The organism is Nocardioides sp. Root140 (assembly GCF_001426745.1).
In the GTDB taxonomy this organism is placed as follows: domain Bacteria; phylum Actinomycetota; class Actinomycetes; order Propionibacteriales; family Nocardioidaceae; genus Nocardioides.
In genome coordinates this window covers 198,287-211,762 of sequence record NZ_LMFI01000001.1, presented here as the reverse complement: position 1 = coordinate 211,762, position 13,476 = coordinate 198,287, and the positions used below count along the sequence as shown (strand labels likewise).

General features: G+C 70.6%; 12 protein-coding genes. 3 read left to right on the top strand and 9 right to left on the bottom strand.

Annotation, left to right across the window (positions count from 1 at the left end; genetic code table 11):
* Window positions 1-13: 13 nt before the first annotated feature.
* Both ASD30_RS01050 and ASD30_RS01045 read left to right on the top strand, forming a co-directional pair.
* Entirely contained in the window at window positions 14-1,459 is a 1,446-nt protein-coding gene (locus ASD30_RS01050) for an aminopeptidase P family protein (RefSeq protein ID WP_235532472.1), read from the top strand.
* Entirely contained in the window at window positions 1,459-2,247 is a 789-nt protein-coding gene (locus ASD30_RS01045; protein ID WP_056675704.1) for an endo alpha-1,4 polygalactosaminidase, read from the top strand. Before ASD30_RS01050 ends, ASD30_RS01045 begins: the two co-directional genes overlap by 1 nt.
* Before the next feature lie 14 nt (window positions 2,248-2,261).
* Here the strand turns inward: ASD30_RS01045 and ASD30_RS01040 are convergent, their stop codons facing one another.
* Entirely contained in the window at window positions 2,262-3,020 is a 759-nt protein-coding gene (locus tag ASD30_RS01040) for a class I SAM-dependent methyltransferase (RefSeq protein WP_056675702.1), read from the bottom strand.
* A 153-nt stretch (window positions 3,021-3,173) separates the two neighbouring features.
* Here ASD30_RS01040 and pyk point away from each other — a divergent pair, with 153 nt between their 5' ends.
* On the top strand, window positions 3,174-4,622 hold the full coding sequence (gene pyk / locus ASD30_RS01035; protein ID WP_056675699.1) for a pyruvate kinase: 1,449 nt from the start codon (window positions 3,174-3,176) through the stop codon (window positions 4,620-4,622).
* A 192-nt stretch (window positions 4,623-4,814) separates the two neighbouring features.
* Here pyk and ASD30_RS01030 read toward each other — a convergent pair whose 3' ends face one another.
* The 8 genes from ASD30_RS01030 to ASD30_RS00995 are packed head-to-tail and all read right to left on the bottom strand — an operon-like array spanning window position 4,815 to window position 13,417.
* On the bottom strand, window positions 4,815-5,519 hold the full coding sequence (locus tag ASD30_RS01030; protein WP_056675687.1) for an SDR family oxidoreductase: 705 nt from the start codon (window positions 5,517-5,519) through the stop codon (window positions 4,815-4,817).
* 16 nt (window positions 5,520-5,535) lie between these two features.
* Entirely contained in the window at window positions 5,536-6,378 is an 843-nt protein-coding gene (locus tag ASD30_RS01025) for a bifunctional allantoicase/(S)-ureidoglycine aminohydrolase (RefSeq protein ID WP_056675680.1), read from the bottom strand.
* Window positions 6,375-7,748, bottom strand: coding sequence for an allantoinase AllB (allB, locus tag ASD30_RS01020; protein WP_056675672.1), 1,374 nt, complete (start codon window positions 7,746-7,748; stop codon window positions 6,375-6,377). Before allB ends, ASD30_RS01025 begins: the two co-directional genes overlap by 4 nt.
* 7 nt (window positions 7,749-7,755) lie before the next feature.
* Window positions 7,756-8,631: a fumarylacetoacetate hydrolase family protein gene (locus tag ASD30_RS01015; RefSeq protein ID WP_056675665.1), complete on the bottom strand. Its 876-nt coding sequence runs from the start codon at window positions 8,629-8,631 to the stop codon at window positions 7,756-7,758.
* Between the two features lie 59 nt (window positions 8,632-8,690).
* Window positions 8,691-9,872, bottom strand: a complete 1,182-nt coding sequence (locus ASD30_RS01010) for a glycerate kinase (protein WP_082563472.1) — start codon at window positions 9,870-9,872, stop codon at window positions 8,691-8,693.
* Between the two features lie 11 nt (window positions 9,873-9,883).
* On the bottom strand, window positions 9,884-11,659 hold the full coding sequence (gene gcl / locus ASD30_RS01005) for a glyoxylate carboligase (protein WP_056675660.1): 1,776 nt from the start codon (window positions 11,657-11,659) through the stop codon (window positions 9,884-9,886).
* 1 nt (window position 11,660) lies between these two features.
* Window positions 11,661-12,563 carry a 2-hydroxy-3-oxopropionate reductase gene (locus ASD30_RS01000; protein ID WP_056675656.1) on the bottom strand — a complete coding sequence of 301 codons (903 nt, stop codon included), beginning with the start codon at window positions 12,561-12,563 and terminating at the stop codon, window positions 11,661-11,663.
* A 20-nt stretch (window positions 12,564-12,583) separates the two neighbouring features.
* A complete protein-coding gene (locus tag ASD30_RS00995) occupies window positions 12,584-13,417 on the bottom strand; it encodes a hydroxypyruvate isomerase family protein (RefSeq protein ID WP_056675651.1) in 834 nt (277 codons plus the stop codon).
* Between the last annotated feature and the right edge of the window lie 59 nt (window positions 13,418-13,476).

Here is a 13,476-nt window from a genome sequence, read left to right as displayed (position 1 = left end):
GTATGGTGGAGTCGTGAGCGAGATCGAGAACACACACCCCGAGTCCTCTGACCATTCGGCAACACCCCAGCCGAAGACCGAGTCCCACGACCAGGCCGTCCCGGAGGCATGGTCCGCCTTCATGCGCCAGGGCTGGGCAGACCGCGAGTCCGACGTACCCCCGCATCCCGTGACGGCGCCCGCCGCGGCCCGCCGCCAGCGCCTGTCCGACGCGTTCCCCGGTGAGCGCCTGGTGATCCCGGCCGGCAACTACAAGGTGCGCGCCAACGACACCGACTACCGGTTCCGCCCCGACACGGCGCACACCTACTTCTCCGGCAACCAGACCTCCGACGCGGTGCTCGTCGTCGACGGTGGCGAGGCGGTGCTCTACGCGCGCCCGCGCTCGGGCCGTGACACCGACGAGTTCTTCCGTGACCGCCAGTACGGCGCACTCTGGGCCGGCCGGCGTGCCTCGCTGGGCGAGATCTCCGCGTCCCTCGGCGTGACCACCAAGCACATCGACGACCTGCCGGCGGCGCTGTCCGGCACCGGGAAGACCCGCGTGCTGCGCGGCATCGACCGCACGGTCGACGGCCTCGTCACCGGCGACGAGGAGCGCGACCGCGACTTCGCCCGCGTCGCGTCCGAGATGCGACTGGTCAAGGACGACTGGGAGCTCGGCGAGCTGGCCGAGGCGTGCGACATCACCACGCTCGGCTTCGAGGACTCCGTCCGTGACTGGGACAACGTCCTGAAGTACGGCGAGCGCTGGATCGAGGGCACGTTCTTCCGCCGGGCGCGCGCGATGGGCAACGACATCGGCTACGACTCCATCGTCGGCGGCGGCAGCCACGCCACGACCCTGCACTGGATCGAGAACTCCGGCCCGGTCACGCCCGGCGAGATGCTGCTGCTCGACATGGGCGTCGAGGGCACCAACCTCTACACCGCCGACGTCACCCGCACGATCCCGGTCGACGGCACCTTCACCCCGTTGCAGCGCGACCTCTACGACCTCGTCCACACCGCGCAGGAGGCCGGCATCCAGGCCGTGCGCCCCGGCGTACCCTTCCTCGCCGCGCACCACGCCGCGATGGAGGTGCTGGCCACCGGGCTCGGCGACATGGGCCTGCTCCCGGTCTCCGTCGAGGAGGCGCTCGACCCCGAGTCGAAGGTCTACTCCCGTTGGACCCTCCACGGCACCAGCCACATGCTCGGCCTCGACGTGCACGACTGTGGCTCCGCGGCGCCGGAGGTCTACCCGAAGGGCGACCTGGCCGAGGGCATGGTGCTCACGGTCGAGCCGGGGCTCTACTTCCAGGAGGACGACCTGCTCGTCCCCGAGGAGCTGCGCGGCATCGGCATCCGCATCGAGGACGACATCGTGGTCACCGCCGACGGGTTCAAGAACCTGTCGGAGTCCCTGCCCCGCACGTCGTCCGACGTCGAGGCCTGGATGGCGCGACTGCAGGGCTGATGCGCTGGTTCGCGGCAATGCTGGCCGTCGCCGGGCTGACGCTGGTCACTCTGTCTGTGGGCGCGCTCGTCCCCGGCACGGCGCAGGCCGCCGACCGCTTGCCGTTGCCGGTCGGGACCCACTGGGACTACCAGCTCGGCGGTGCCCGGCCGGTGCCGGCGTCGGTCGGCGTCGTGCTGCGTGATCGCCGCGCGACGCCGGTCCGGGGCCGCTACAACATCTGCTACGTCAACGCGTTCCAGACCCAGCCCGACGAAGGACGGTTCTGGCGCACCCGCCAGCACCTGATCCTCAAGCGCGACGGTCGCCCGGTCGTCGACTCGGCCTGGGGCGAGAAGCTCCTCGACCTCCGTACACCGGCCAAGCGGCGCGCCCTCGCCCACATCGTGGGCGCGTGGATGTCCGGCTGCGCCCGGGCCGGCTTCGACGCCGTCGAGCTCGACAACCTCGACTCGTTCTCCCGCAGCCGACGACTCATCACGCCGCGCCAGACCAAGGCGTACGCCGCATTGCTGACGCGCCGGGCCCACCGGTCCGGGCTCTCGGTCGCCCAGAAGAACTGGCCGGCCCTCGACGGACGACGCATCGGCTTCGACTTCGCGGTCGCCGAGGAGTGCGCGCGCTGGCACGAGTGCGGCGCCTACGCGGCCCACTACGGACGCCGGGTCCTCGTCGTCGAATACCGCGACCGCGACTTCAGGCGGGCCTGTCACAACCAGGGCCGGAGGTTGTCGGTGCTCCGCCGTGACCTGGCACTGTCGCGCACCGGCGTACGGCGTTGGTGCTGAGCGGGCTCACATGACTAGACGCGGCCGACCACGCACCACGTCGTACCCGTGATCTCGAGGTCGGTTGCCGGCATGAGGGATGCGGCGGCCTCACGCAGGGCTTGGCGCTTCTCCTCGTCGAGTCGCGCGTAGTGGTCGCCGACCGGTCCGGTGCCGTTCGTCATCGGTTCCCACCAGTCCTCGAACGTGGGCAGGTGCACGTGGATGGTGAGCTCCGACTCCACCCGGTCCTCGAAGCCGGCCTCCGCGAAGAGCTGGGCGAGGTGGCCGCGCCGGCAGCCGGGGATGTTCGCCTCGCTGGCACCCCCCGGCTCGACTCGCTCGGCGGCCCGCCAGTACGTCGTCAGCGGGGTCCGCTCGCCGGCGTGGTCCCAGGCGCAGGCCGCCACGACTCCCCCGGGTCTGGTCACCCGGGCCATCTCGCGCAGCCCGGCCACCGGGTCGGCCATGAACGGCACCACCAGCTGGGCCATCGCCACGTCGAACGTGTCGTCGTCGTACGGCAGCGCCTCGGCGGACCCCCGTCGTACGTCGACTTCTGGGAGGCGGTCGCGGAACGCGGCTACGAAAGACTCGGACGGGTCGATCGCGCAGACCGCCTCGGCTCCCAGCTCTCGCACCAGCACCGTGGTGAGCGCGCCGGGACCGCAGCCGACGTCGAGCGCGCGCTGGCCGGCACGCACCCCCGCCGCACGGATGAACTCCTCGGCCATCGGCGTGGAGTAGCGGCCCATGAACCTGCCGTAGGCGTCGGCCGCGACCTCGAATCCCATGTCAGAACGCTAGTCCGCAGCGGCCGACCACGACATCACCCGCATGGGTCAGAAGTGCGTCACTCGGCGCGATTTCGGAATTTCTATTCCAGATTGTGGAATCCTTGCTCGGATGTCACCCACGCACGAGCCGACGCGCCTACCGTCGGTCTCATGCGCAGAGCAAAGATCGTCGCCACCCTCGGCCCGGCCACCTCGACCCCCGAGCAGATCGGCGCGCTCGTGGACGCCGGCATGGACGTCGCGCGCCTGAACATGAGCCACGGCACGCAGGCCGACCACGAGAAGTCCTACCTGATGGTGCGCGAGGCCGCCGAGGCCTCGGGCCGCGGCGTCGGCATCCTGGCCGACCTGCAGGGGCCCAAGATCCGCCTCGGCCTCGTGCCGGACGGCCCGATCCGGCTGGCCCAGGGTGACCCCTTCACGATCACCACGCGGGACGTCCCCGGAGACGCGCGCCTCTGCTCCACGACGTACGCCGGCCTGGCGGGCGACGTCTCCCCCGGCGAGCGCATCCTGATCGACGACGGACGGGTCACCCTCGAGGTCACCGCCGTCGAGGACACCGAGGTGCACACCGAGGTCGTCGTCGCCGGGCCGATCAGCAACCACAAGGGCATCAACCTCCCGGGCGTCGCGGTGTCGGTGCCGGCCCTGTCCGAGAAGGACAAGGACGACCTGCGCTTCGCCCTGCACCTGGGCGTCGACCACATCGCGCTGTCGTTCGTGCGCTCGGCCCAGGACGCCGAGGACGTCCGCGCGATCATGCGCGAGGAGGGCATCGTCCGCCCGGTCATCGCGAAGATCGAGAAGCCCCAGGCCATCGACAACCTCGACGAGGTGATCAAGGCGTTCGACGCGTTCATGGTCGCCCGCGGCGACCTCGGCGTGGAGTGCCCACTGGAGGACGTGCCCTTCCTGCAGAAGCAGGTGATCGAGAAGGCCCGCCGCAACGCGAAGCCGGTCATCGTGGCGACCCAGATGCTCGAGTCGATGATCTCGGCACCGCAACCCACCCGGGCCGAGGCCAGCGACGTCGCCAACGCCGTGCTCGACGGCGCGGACGCCGTGATGCTCTCCGGCGAGACCAGCGTGGGCGACCACCCCGTCGCCGCCGTCGCCACGATGGCCCGGATCATCGAGTCCACCGAGGACCACGGTCTGGCCCGGATGGCGGCGATCGACTGGCAGCCACGCACCAAGGGCGGCGTGATCGCCAAGGCTGCGGCCGAGGTCGCCGACAGACTGGGTGCCCGCTACCTGGTCGCGTTCACCACCACCGGCGACTCGGCCCGCCGCCTCTCGCGCTACCGCAGCCGGATCCCCGTGCTGGCCTTCACGCCCGTCCCCCTGGTCCGCTCGCACCTGAGCCTTTCCTGGGGCGTCGAGACGTTCGTCAGCGCCGAGGTCGAGAACACCGACGCCATGGTGCTGCAGATCGACGAGGCACTCCTCGCCTCCGGCCGGGTGGCCGCGGGTGAGCTGGTAGTGCTGATCGCCGGCACGCCGCCCGGCACCCCCGGCTCGACCAACGCACTGCACGTGCACCGGGTCGGCGACGCGTTCAACGCCGTGCCGCCGGCGTACCGCCGAAGGGCCTGACGAGAGGCAAGACACCCAACCGCGGCGCGACGACGAGGTCCGGCGACCACTGCGTCTGCCGGGCCGACCGGCTCGTTCTGCCCTGGGTAGTTGAGGCCAATCGGCCCAGCGTGCGACGAACTTCTCGCCGACCCGGACAAGCGGCACAGCACAGCACAGCACGGCGCCTGACGGCCGCTGCGGACGAGCTGTTCAGCCGCGACCGGCGTAGGGCATGCCCGTCGCGAGGATCGTCATGGCGGGCACGCTGACTCCCAGTGGGAGCCGCGCCATCGCGACGACGGCGTCCGCCACGTGGCGGGGGTCGAACGTCGGCTCGGTCTGCCCGAAGCCCGAGGTCATCTCGGTCGCGGCATTGCCGATGTCGATCTGACCGACCGCGATGTCGTGGGCGCGCCCGTCCAGGGCCAGCGCCTTGGTCAGGCCGGTCATCGCGTGCTTGGTGGAGGTGTACGCCGCACTCCCCGGCCGCGGCGTGTGTGCGGAGATCGACCCGTTGTTGATGATCCGGCCGCCTCGCGGGTCCTGGCGCTTCATCTGCCCGAAGGCCGCACGGGCACAGAGGAAAGCGCCGGTCAGGTTCACCGAGACGGTGTCGAGCCAGTCGTCCACGGCGATCTCGTCGACCTCGCCCTTCGGGCCGAAGGTGCCGGCATTGTTGACGAGCACGTCGACCCGACCCCAGGCGTCGACCACCGCGGCGAAGGCCGTGTCGACACTCGAGGGCACCGTGACGTCAGTCGGCAGCACGAGGGCGTCAGCGATCGACTCGGCGGTCTCCTCGAGCGCGTCGGCACGACGACCCAGCAGGGCGACCGTGAAGCCGGCCCCGGCCAGGCCGTGCGCGATGGCACGACCCAGGCCGGAGCCGGCTCCGGTGACGACGGCAACAGGCATCAGAGGGCCAACGCCGTCACACGAACTGACGGCTCAGCTTGGCGTGCCGGTTGACGTCCTTGTAGAGCAGGTAGCGGAACCGACCGGGGCCGCCGGCGTAGCAGGCCTGCGGGCAGAAGGCGCGCAGCCACATGAAGTCGCCCTCCTGCACCTCGACCCAGTCGTTGTTCAACAGGTACATCGCCTTGCCCTCGAGCACGTAGAGCCCGTGCTCCATGACATGGGTCTCCGGGAACGGGATCGAGCCGCCCGGCTCGAAGTTGACGATGTTGACGTGCATGTCGTGGCGGACGTCGGTCGGGTCGGCGAACCGCTGGGTCGACCACGCACCGTTGGTGCCGGGCATCTCGCCGGCCTCGACGTCGACCTCGTTGGTCACGAACGCCTCGGGCACGTCGATGCCGTCGACGAACTGGTAGGCCTTGCGGATCCAGTGGAAGGTGGCGGTGGCGTCGCTGGTGTTGTGCAGGGTCCAGGCCGAGCCGGGCGGCAGGAACGCGTAGCCACCGGGCCCGAGGTCGTGCTTCTCCCCCTCGAGGTCGAGGACCAGGTCGCCCTCGACCACGAAGACCACGCCCTCCGCGCCCTCGTCGAGCTCCGGCTTGTCGCTGCCACCTCCCGGCGAGACCTCGACGATGTACTGCGAGAACGTCTCGGAGAAGCCGGACAGCGGCCGGGCGATCACCCAGAGCCGGGTGTTCTCCCAGAACGGCAGGTTGCTGGTCACGATGTCGCGCATCGTGCCGCGCGGGAGGACGGCGTACGCCTCGGTGAAGGTCGCCCGGTCGGTGGTGAGCTCGCTCTGGGCCGGGTGCCCGCCCTTCGGGGCGTAGTAGCGCGGCGATGCTGGGGTGGTCATGCTCCTCCTCGGGTCAGCAGGCGGCCCTGGGGCTCGGCCTGCTCGGTGATGTCGATGCGCCGACCGCGCAGCCAGGTGCTGCGGACGACACCGGCCAGCGGGCGACCGGCGTACGGCGTGATGGCGTTCTTGTGGTGCAGCTTGTCGACGTCGACGACGAACGCGTCGTCCGGCGCGAAGACGGCGAAGTCGGCGTCGTAGCCGATCTCGATCCGGCCCTTGCTCCGCAGGCCCGTCTGCCGGGCCGGGGCCTGGCACATCCAGCGGGCCACGTCGACCAGGGTGAAGCCGCGACGGCGGGCCTCGGTCCAGACCGCCGACAGGCCGAGCTGGAGCGAGGAGATCCCGCCCCAGGCGACCCCGAAGTCGCCCGTGTCGAGGCACTTGAGGTCGACAGTTGACGGCGAGTGGTCGGTCACGACCATGTCGATCACGCCCTCGCGCAGACCCTCCCAGAGCAGCTCCCTGTTGGCCGCCTCGCGGATCGGCGGGCAGCACTTGAACTGCGTGGCGCCGTCGGGGACCTCCTCGGACGAGAAGGTCAGGTAGTGCGGGCAGGTCTCGGCGGTGATCTGGACGCCCTCGCGTCGCGCGCTGGCCAGCATCGGCAGCACGTCGGAGCTCGACACGTGCAGGATGTGCACCCGGCAACCTGTCCAGCGGGCCAGCTCGATCACCTGCGCGACGGCGAGGTTCTCCGCGCCACGCGGTCGGCTGTGCAGGAAGTCGTCGTACGTCTCACCGTGGGCGGTCGGCGCCCGCTCGATCGCGTGGGTGTCCTCTGCGTGCACGATCATCAGCCCGTCGAAGGAGCGCAGCTCGCGCATCGCCTCCTCGAGCTGGTCGGGGTCGAGGTGCGGGAACTCGTCGACGCCCGAGTGCAGGAGGAAGCACTTGAAGCCGAACACTCCGGCGTCGTACAACGGCCGCAGGTCGGGCACGTTGCCTGGGATGGCGCCACCCCAGAAGCCGACGTCGACGAAGGCCTGGCTCTCCGCAGTCTTGCGCTTGAGCTCGAGGGCCGGGACGTCGCAGGTCGGCGGAATGCTGTTGAGCGGCATGTCGACGATCGTGGTGACGCCGCCGGCGGCGGCGGCCCGGGTGGCGGACGTGAAGCCCTCCCACTCGGTGCGCCCCGGGTCGTTCACGTGCACGTGCGAGTCGACCAGGCCGGGCATCAGCACCTCGTCGTCGGCCAGCTCGAGGAGCTCGGCACCGTCGAGCTCGGAGTCGAGCGGCTCGATCGCGACGATCCTGCCGTCCTTGACGCCGATGAGACGGCCCACCTCCCCAGACGTGCTCACCACACGGCTGGCACGGATCACCAGGTCGCAGGGCTCGTTGACCTGTGCTTCGACTTCTGTACTCATCAAGACCTCACTGTAGTTCCAGAGATGCGTCGTGGATCCCCGAAACCGGGGTGCGCTGTCGCCCCAGACCGATGACCTCGGCCTCGACCACGTCGCCGTCCCGGAGATAAGGCTTGGGCTCAGGGCGGCCGGCGGCGACTCCCCCGGGGGTTCCGGTCAGCACCAGATCCCCCGGCTCGAGGGTCATCAGGGTCGAGACGTAGGCCAGCAGCTCGCCGACGCCGTACGCCATCAAGGAGGTGGTGCCGGACTGGCGCACCTCGTCGTTGACCGTGAGGGTCAGCGTCAGCGCCTGCGGGTCGCCCACCTCGTCGGGCGTCACCAGCCACGGCCCGATCGGGGTGAAGGTGTCCGCGCACTTGCCCTTGGCCCAGGTCGGCCCCGCGGCGATGCGCGAGCGTTCGGAGACGTCGTCGGCGGTGACGTAGCCGCCGACCGCGGCGAGCGCGGCGGAAGGGTCGTGACAGCGCGACAGGCGAGCGCCCATCACCACCCCGAGCTCGACCTCGTGGTCGGTCGTGGTGCTGCCCGCGGGCAAGGCGATCGTGTCGGCCGGGCCGCACACCGAGGTCCCCGGCTTGAGGAACACCACCGGCTCGTCCGGGATCGACGCGCCGGTCTCGAGGGCGTGGTCCTTGTAGTTCAGCCCGATCCCGACCACCTTGCCTGGACGGGCCACGGGTGCGCCCAGCCTGAGTCCGGGTGGCAGGACCGGCAGCGCGCAGGCGTGCACCGCCTGTCGTGTAGCCGCCATCCGCACCGGATCGGTGAGCAGCCGGGCGTCGATGTCGTCGGCGACCGAGCTCAGGTCCCGCAGCAGGCCGCTCGCGTCGAGGGCTGCCGGGCGCTCGCGGCCGATCGCGCCGACCCGGAGCAGCTTCATGCCTCACCGCCGTCGGCGATGACGAAAGGGGGTGCTTGGTCAGCACTCATGGGGTCTCCTCAGTTCATGGCGAGTGGGTGTCGCCGCAAGTTCGTCGCGACACACGACGAGCTTCCGGTGGTCCCCACCAGGTGGGTCTCAGCGATCTGCTGGCCCAGTCGTTCGAGCAGGGGGACGCCGTCGCTCATGCAGCGACTGACGTCGGGTTCGAGATCGGTGAGGGCGTACGCCGCCTCGATGCCGGCCGTGTTCAACCGCGCGGCGTCGAGCCGGTTGACGCCACACACGGCGACGACCGCGATGCCCAACGCCCCGGCGGCCTCGGCCACTCCCGCGGGTGCCTTGCCGTGCAGGGTCTGGGCGTCGAGTGCGCCCTCACCGGTGATCACCAGATCGACGCCGGCCAGCCGTTCGTGAAAGCCGACGAGATCGAGCACCAGGTCGATGCCGGGCCGGAGCTCGGCACCGAGCAGGGCCAGGGCGGCGAAGCCCACACCACCGGCGGCCCCGGCTCCGGCGGCCTCCCGGAGGTCGGTGCCGGTGGTGGTGGCCACGACGTCGGCCCAGTGGCTGAGCGCGTCGTCGAGGTCGATCACCTGGCCGGGACCGGCTCCCTTCTGCGGGCCGTAGGTCGCGGCCGCGCCGACGGGCCCGGTGAGCGGGTTGTCCACGTCGCAGGCGACCACGAACTCCACTCCGTCGGTCCGCGCGCGCAGGTCGGCGAGGTCGAGCGACTCGAGATCGGCGAGGGCCGCTCCCCCGGACCCGATCGGCCGACCGGCGCCGTCCAGGAGACGCGCGCCGAGGCCCTGCAACAGCCCGGCGCCCCCGTCCGTGCTGGCGCTGCCGCCGATGCCGACCACGATGCGTCGGCAGCCGTCGGCGATCGCGGCGGCGATGACCTCACCGGCGCCCAGGGTGCCGGCCGTCATGGGGGCCTGGTCCGACGGCAGCCGGACCAGGCCGGACACGTCGGCCAGCTCGACGACGGCCACGTCGTCGCGGCGCGCGTAGGCCGTGTCGACCGGCTCACCGGTCGGGCCGGTGGCGGTCACCGGGATGTTCGCGAAACCGGCCGCGAGCGCGGCCGCCAGGGTCCCGTCTCCCCCGTCCGCGACCGGCACGGAGTCGACGTCGACGTCCGGCCGGGCACGACGTACGCCGGAGCCCACCGCCGCCGCAACCTCGGCGGCGGTGAGCGACCCCTTGAACTTGTCGGAGGCGATCAGGACCCTGGGCATCGAGAGTCCACTCAGTCCAGCGGAGTGATCGCGGTGGGCGCGTGCTCGCCGCGTTCGGCCAGCTCCTCGAACTCGACGACGTTGTCGATCTCGAGCCCCATGGACACGTTCGTGATGCGCTCCATGATGACCTCGACCACGACCGGGACCTCGAACTCGACCATAAGCTTCTTGGCCTGTTCGAGCGCCGGCAGGATCTCGTCGGGCTCGAAGACGCGGATCGCCTTGCAGCCCAGGCCCTCGGCGACCTTGACGTGGTCGACGCCGTAGCCGTTGAGCTCGGGGCTGTTGACGTTCTCGAACGACAGCTGGACGTGGTAGTCCATCTCGAAGCCACGCTGTGCCTGACGGATCAGGCCCAGGTACGAGTTGTTCACCACGACGTGGATGTAGGGCAGGTGGAACTGCGCACCGACCGCGAGCTCCTCGATCAGGAACTGGAAGTCGTAGTCGCCGGACAGCGCGACCACGGTGGCCTCGGGGTCGGCGGCCGCGACGCCGAGGGCGGCGGGAACGGTCCAGCCCAGGGGGCCGGCCTGGCCGGCGTTGATCCAGTTGCGCGGCTTGTAGACGTGGAGCAGCTGCGCGGCCTGGATCTGGGACAGGCCGATCGTGGAGACGTAGCGGGTCTCGGGACCGAAGGCCTTGTTCATGTCCTGGTAGACACGTTGCGGCTTGACCGGCACGTTCTCGAAGTCGGTCCTGCGCTGCAGCGTCCGCTTGCGCTCGGCACACTCGCCGGCCCAGGTGGTGCGGTCGGCCAGCTTGCCCTGTGCCGCCCACTCCTTCGCCACCTCGACGAAGACCTCGAGCGCGGCCCTGGCGTCGGAGACGATGCCGTAGTCGGCCCCGAAGACGCGACCGATCTGGGTCGGGTCGATGTCGACGTGCACGAACGTGCGGCCCTGCGTGTAGGTTTCGACGCTGCCGGTGTGGCGATTGGCCCACCGGTTGCCGATGCCGATCACGAAGTCGCTGGCCAGCATGGTCGCGTTGCCGTAGCGGTGCGAGGTCTGCAGGCCGACCATGCCCGCGGTCAGCGGGTGGTCGTCGGGGATCGTGCCCCAGCCCATCAGGGTCGGCACGACCGGCACACCGGTGGTCTCGGCGAACTCGACCAGCAGGTCGGACGCGTCGGCGTTGATGATGCCGCCGCCGGCGACGATCAGCGGGCGTTCGGCCGCGTTGAGCATGGCCAGTGCCTTCTCGGCCTGGGCGCGGGTCGCCGCGGGGCGACTGACCGGGAGCGGTTCGTAGGTGTCGATGTCGAAGTCGATCTCGGCCATCTGGACGTCGATCGGCAGGTCGACCAGGACCGGGCCCGGACGTCCTTCGCGCATGATCTGGAACGCCTTCTGGAAGGTGCCCGGCACCTGCGCGGCCTCCATGACCGTGACCGCCCACTTGGAGACCGGCTTGGCGATGGAGGCGATGTCGACCGCCTGGAAGTCCTCCTTGTGCAGCTTGGCCACCGGCGCCTGTCCGGTGATGCAGAGGATCGGGATCGAGTCGGCGGACGCGGAGTAGAGGCCGGTGATCATGTCGGTGCCGGCCGGGCCCGACGTACCGATGCAGACTCCGATGTTTCCGGCCGCGGCCCGGGTGTAGCCCTCGGCCATGTGCGAGGCAGCCTCGACGTGGCGGGCCAGCACGTGCTTGAGCCCGCCGTGTGCGCGCAGGGCGCTGTAGAACGGGTTGATCGCGGCACCGGGGAGGCCGAACAGCTGGGTGGCCCCTTCCTTCTCCAGGATCAGGACGGCGGCGTCGACCGCGCGCATGCGTGCCATGTCAGTTCTCCTTCTGGGTGGTCGAGGTCTCGGTGCCACTGAGGCGCTCGACGCCTCGCAGCAGGCCGGAGTGGTCCAGGGCGCCGTCGCCGTTGGCGAGGGCGCTGCCCATCAGCTGGGCGACGAGCGAGCCGAGGGGTACGACGACACCGGCCTCGCGGGCGGCGCTGGTGACGATGCCCATGTCCTTGTGGTGCAGGGCGATCCGGAAGCCGGGCTCGAAGGAGCGGGACAGCATGTTCTCCTTCTTCTGGTCCAGCACCTTGGAGCCGGCCAGTCCGCCGCCGAGCACCTCGAGGGCGGCCTTGGTATCGACCCCGTAGGCCTCGAGGAAGACCACGGCCTCCGACAGGGCCTGGATGTTGGCGGCGACGATGAGCTGGTTGGCCGCCTTGACGGTCTGGCCGGAGCCGCTCGGGCCGACGTGGACGATGGTCTTGCCGACCGCGTCGAAGACCGGCTTGGCGGCCTCGAAGTCGTCGGCCGCACCGCCGACCATGATCGACAGGGCGGCGTTGACCGCGCCGGCCTCGCCACCGGACACCGGGGCGTCGACGAGCCGGAACCCGTTGTCCTGCGCCTGCTTCGCGAGCTCGACGGTGACGTCGGGGCGGATGCTGGAGAAGTCGATGATCAGCGCGCCCGCCTTGGCGCTGGCAAAGACGTTGCCGTCGCCGGCGAGCACGTCGGTGACGTCCGGCGAGTCCGGCACCATCACGCACACGATGTCGGCGTCGCGCACGGCGTCGGCGATCGACTCCGCGGCGCGGCCGCCGGCGTCGACGAGCGGCTTGGCCTTGTCCGGGGTGCGGTTGTAGCCCGCGACCGAGTGGCCGGCGTTGGCCAGGTGGACGGCCATGGGGCTGCCCATGATGCCGAGTCCGATGAAGGCGATGTTCGTCATTGGTGTGGCTCCTCTTCGTTTCAGTGGGCGGCGGCGGCCGACGTACGGCGCTCGCGGGAAAGCCAGCCGAAGCTGTCGACCGAGGTGGTGGACGGCTTGTACTCGAGGCCGACCCAGCCGGTGTAGCCGCCGGCCTCGAGGGCGGCGAGCTGGCGCATCAGCGGAAGGTCGCCGGTGCCCGGCTCGTTGCGGCCGGGTGCGTCGGCGATCTGCACGTGGGCGACCCGGTCGACGTGGTCCGCGATCACCCGGTCGACGTCGTCGCCGTTGACGGCCAGGTGGTAGAGGTCGGCAAGCAGGCCGACGTTGGTGACGTCGTGGCGCGTGCGGACCCGGTCGATGACCGCGAGGGCGTCGGCGGCCGTCTTCAGCGGGTACGTCGGGGTGCCGCTGACCGGCTCGACCAGGACGGTGCCGCCGATGCGGTCCGCGACACGGGCCGCGAGTGCGAGGCTCTCGGCGCCGATCTCGTCCTGCTCGTCGGCGGAGACCCCGTCGACGCGGTTGCCGTAGAGGGCGTTGAAGGCCCTGCAGCCGAGTCGCTCGCCGATGCCGACGGTGACGTCGATGTTGTCGCGGAACTCCGCGGAGCGGGCCGGCCAGGAGACCAGGCCGCGGTCGCCGCCGGGCATGTCGCCGGCGAAGAAGTTGAGACCGACGAGCTGCACGCCGGCGTCCTGGATGGCACCGACGAAGGCGTCGACGTCCCGGTCCGTGGGCACGGCCTCGGCGAAGGGCCACCAGAACTCGACCGCGTCGAAGCCGGCCGCCCTGACCGCGGCGGGGCGCTCGAGCAGGGGAAGTTCGGTGAACAGGATCGAGCAGTTCACCTCGTAGCGCAGGGTGTGGTCCATGAGGGTTCCTCGTATTCCGTATTTCGCATTGCGGAAGATTACTTCTGTACTTCGGAATC

Bases quoted from the DNA above. Each gene is read 5' to 3' on its own strand.
- ASD30_RS01045 (WP_056675704.1), top strand. From the start codon at position 1,459: ATGCGCTGGTTCGCGGCAATGCTGGCCGTCGCCGGGCTGACGCTGGTC.
- ASD30_RS01040 (WP_056675702.1), bottom strand. From the start codon at position 3,020: ATGGGATTCGAGGTCGCGGCCGACGCCTACGGCAGGTTCATGGGCCGC.
- pyk (WP_056675699.1), top strand. From the start codon at position 3,174: ATGCGCAGAGCAAAGATCGTCGCCACCCTCGGCCCGGCCACCTCGACC.
- ASD30_RS01030 (WP_056675687.1), bottom strand. From the start codon at position 5,519: ATGCCTGTTGCCGTCGTCACCGGAGCCGGCTCCGGCCTGGGTCGTGCC.
- ASD30_RS01025 (WP_056675680.1), bottom strand. From the start codon at position 6,378: ATGACCACCCCAGCATCGCCGCGCTACTACGCCCCGAAGGGCGGGCAC.
- allB (WP_056675672.1), bottom strand. From the start codon at position 7,748: ATGAGTACAGAAGTCGAAGCACAGGTCAACGAGCCCTGCGACCTGGTG.
- ASD30_RS01015 (WP_056675665.1), bottom strand. From the start codon at position 8,631: ATGAAGCTGCTCCGGGTCGGCGCGATCGGCCGCGAGCGCCCGGCAGCC.
- ASD30_RS01010 (WP_082563472.1), bottom strand. From the start codon at position 9,872: ATGCCCAGGGTCCTGATCGCCTCCGACAAGTTCAAGGGGTCGCTCACC.
- gcl (WP_056675660.1), bottom strand. From the start codon at position 11,659: ATGGCACGCATGCGCGCGGTCGACGCCGCCGTCCTGATCCTGGAGAAG.
- ASD30_RS01000 (WP_056675656.1), bottom strand. From the start codon at position 12,563: ATGACGAACATCGCCTTCATCGGACTCGGCATCATGGGCAGCCCCATG.
- ASD30_RS00995 (WP_056675651.1), bottom strand. From the start codon at position 13,417: ATGGACCACACCCTGCGCTACGAGGTGAACTGCTCGATCCTGTTCACC.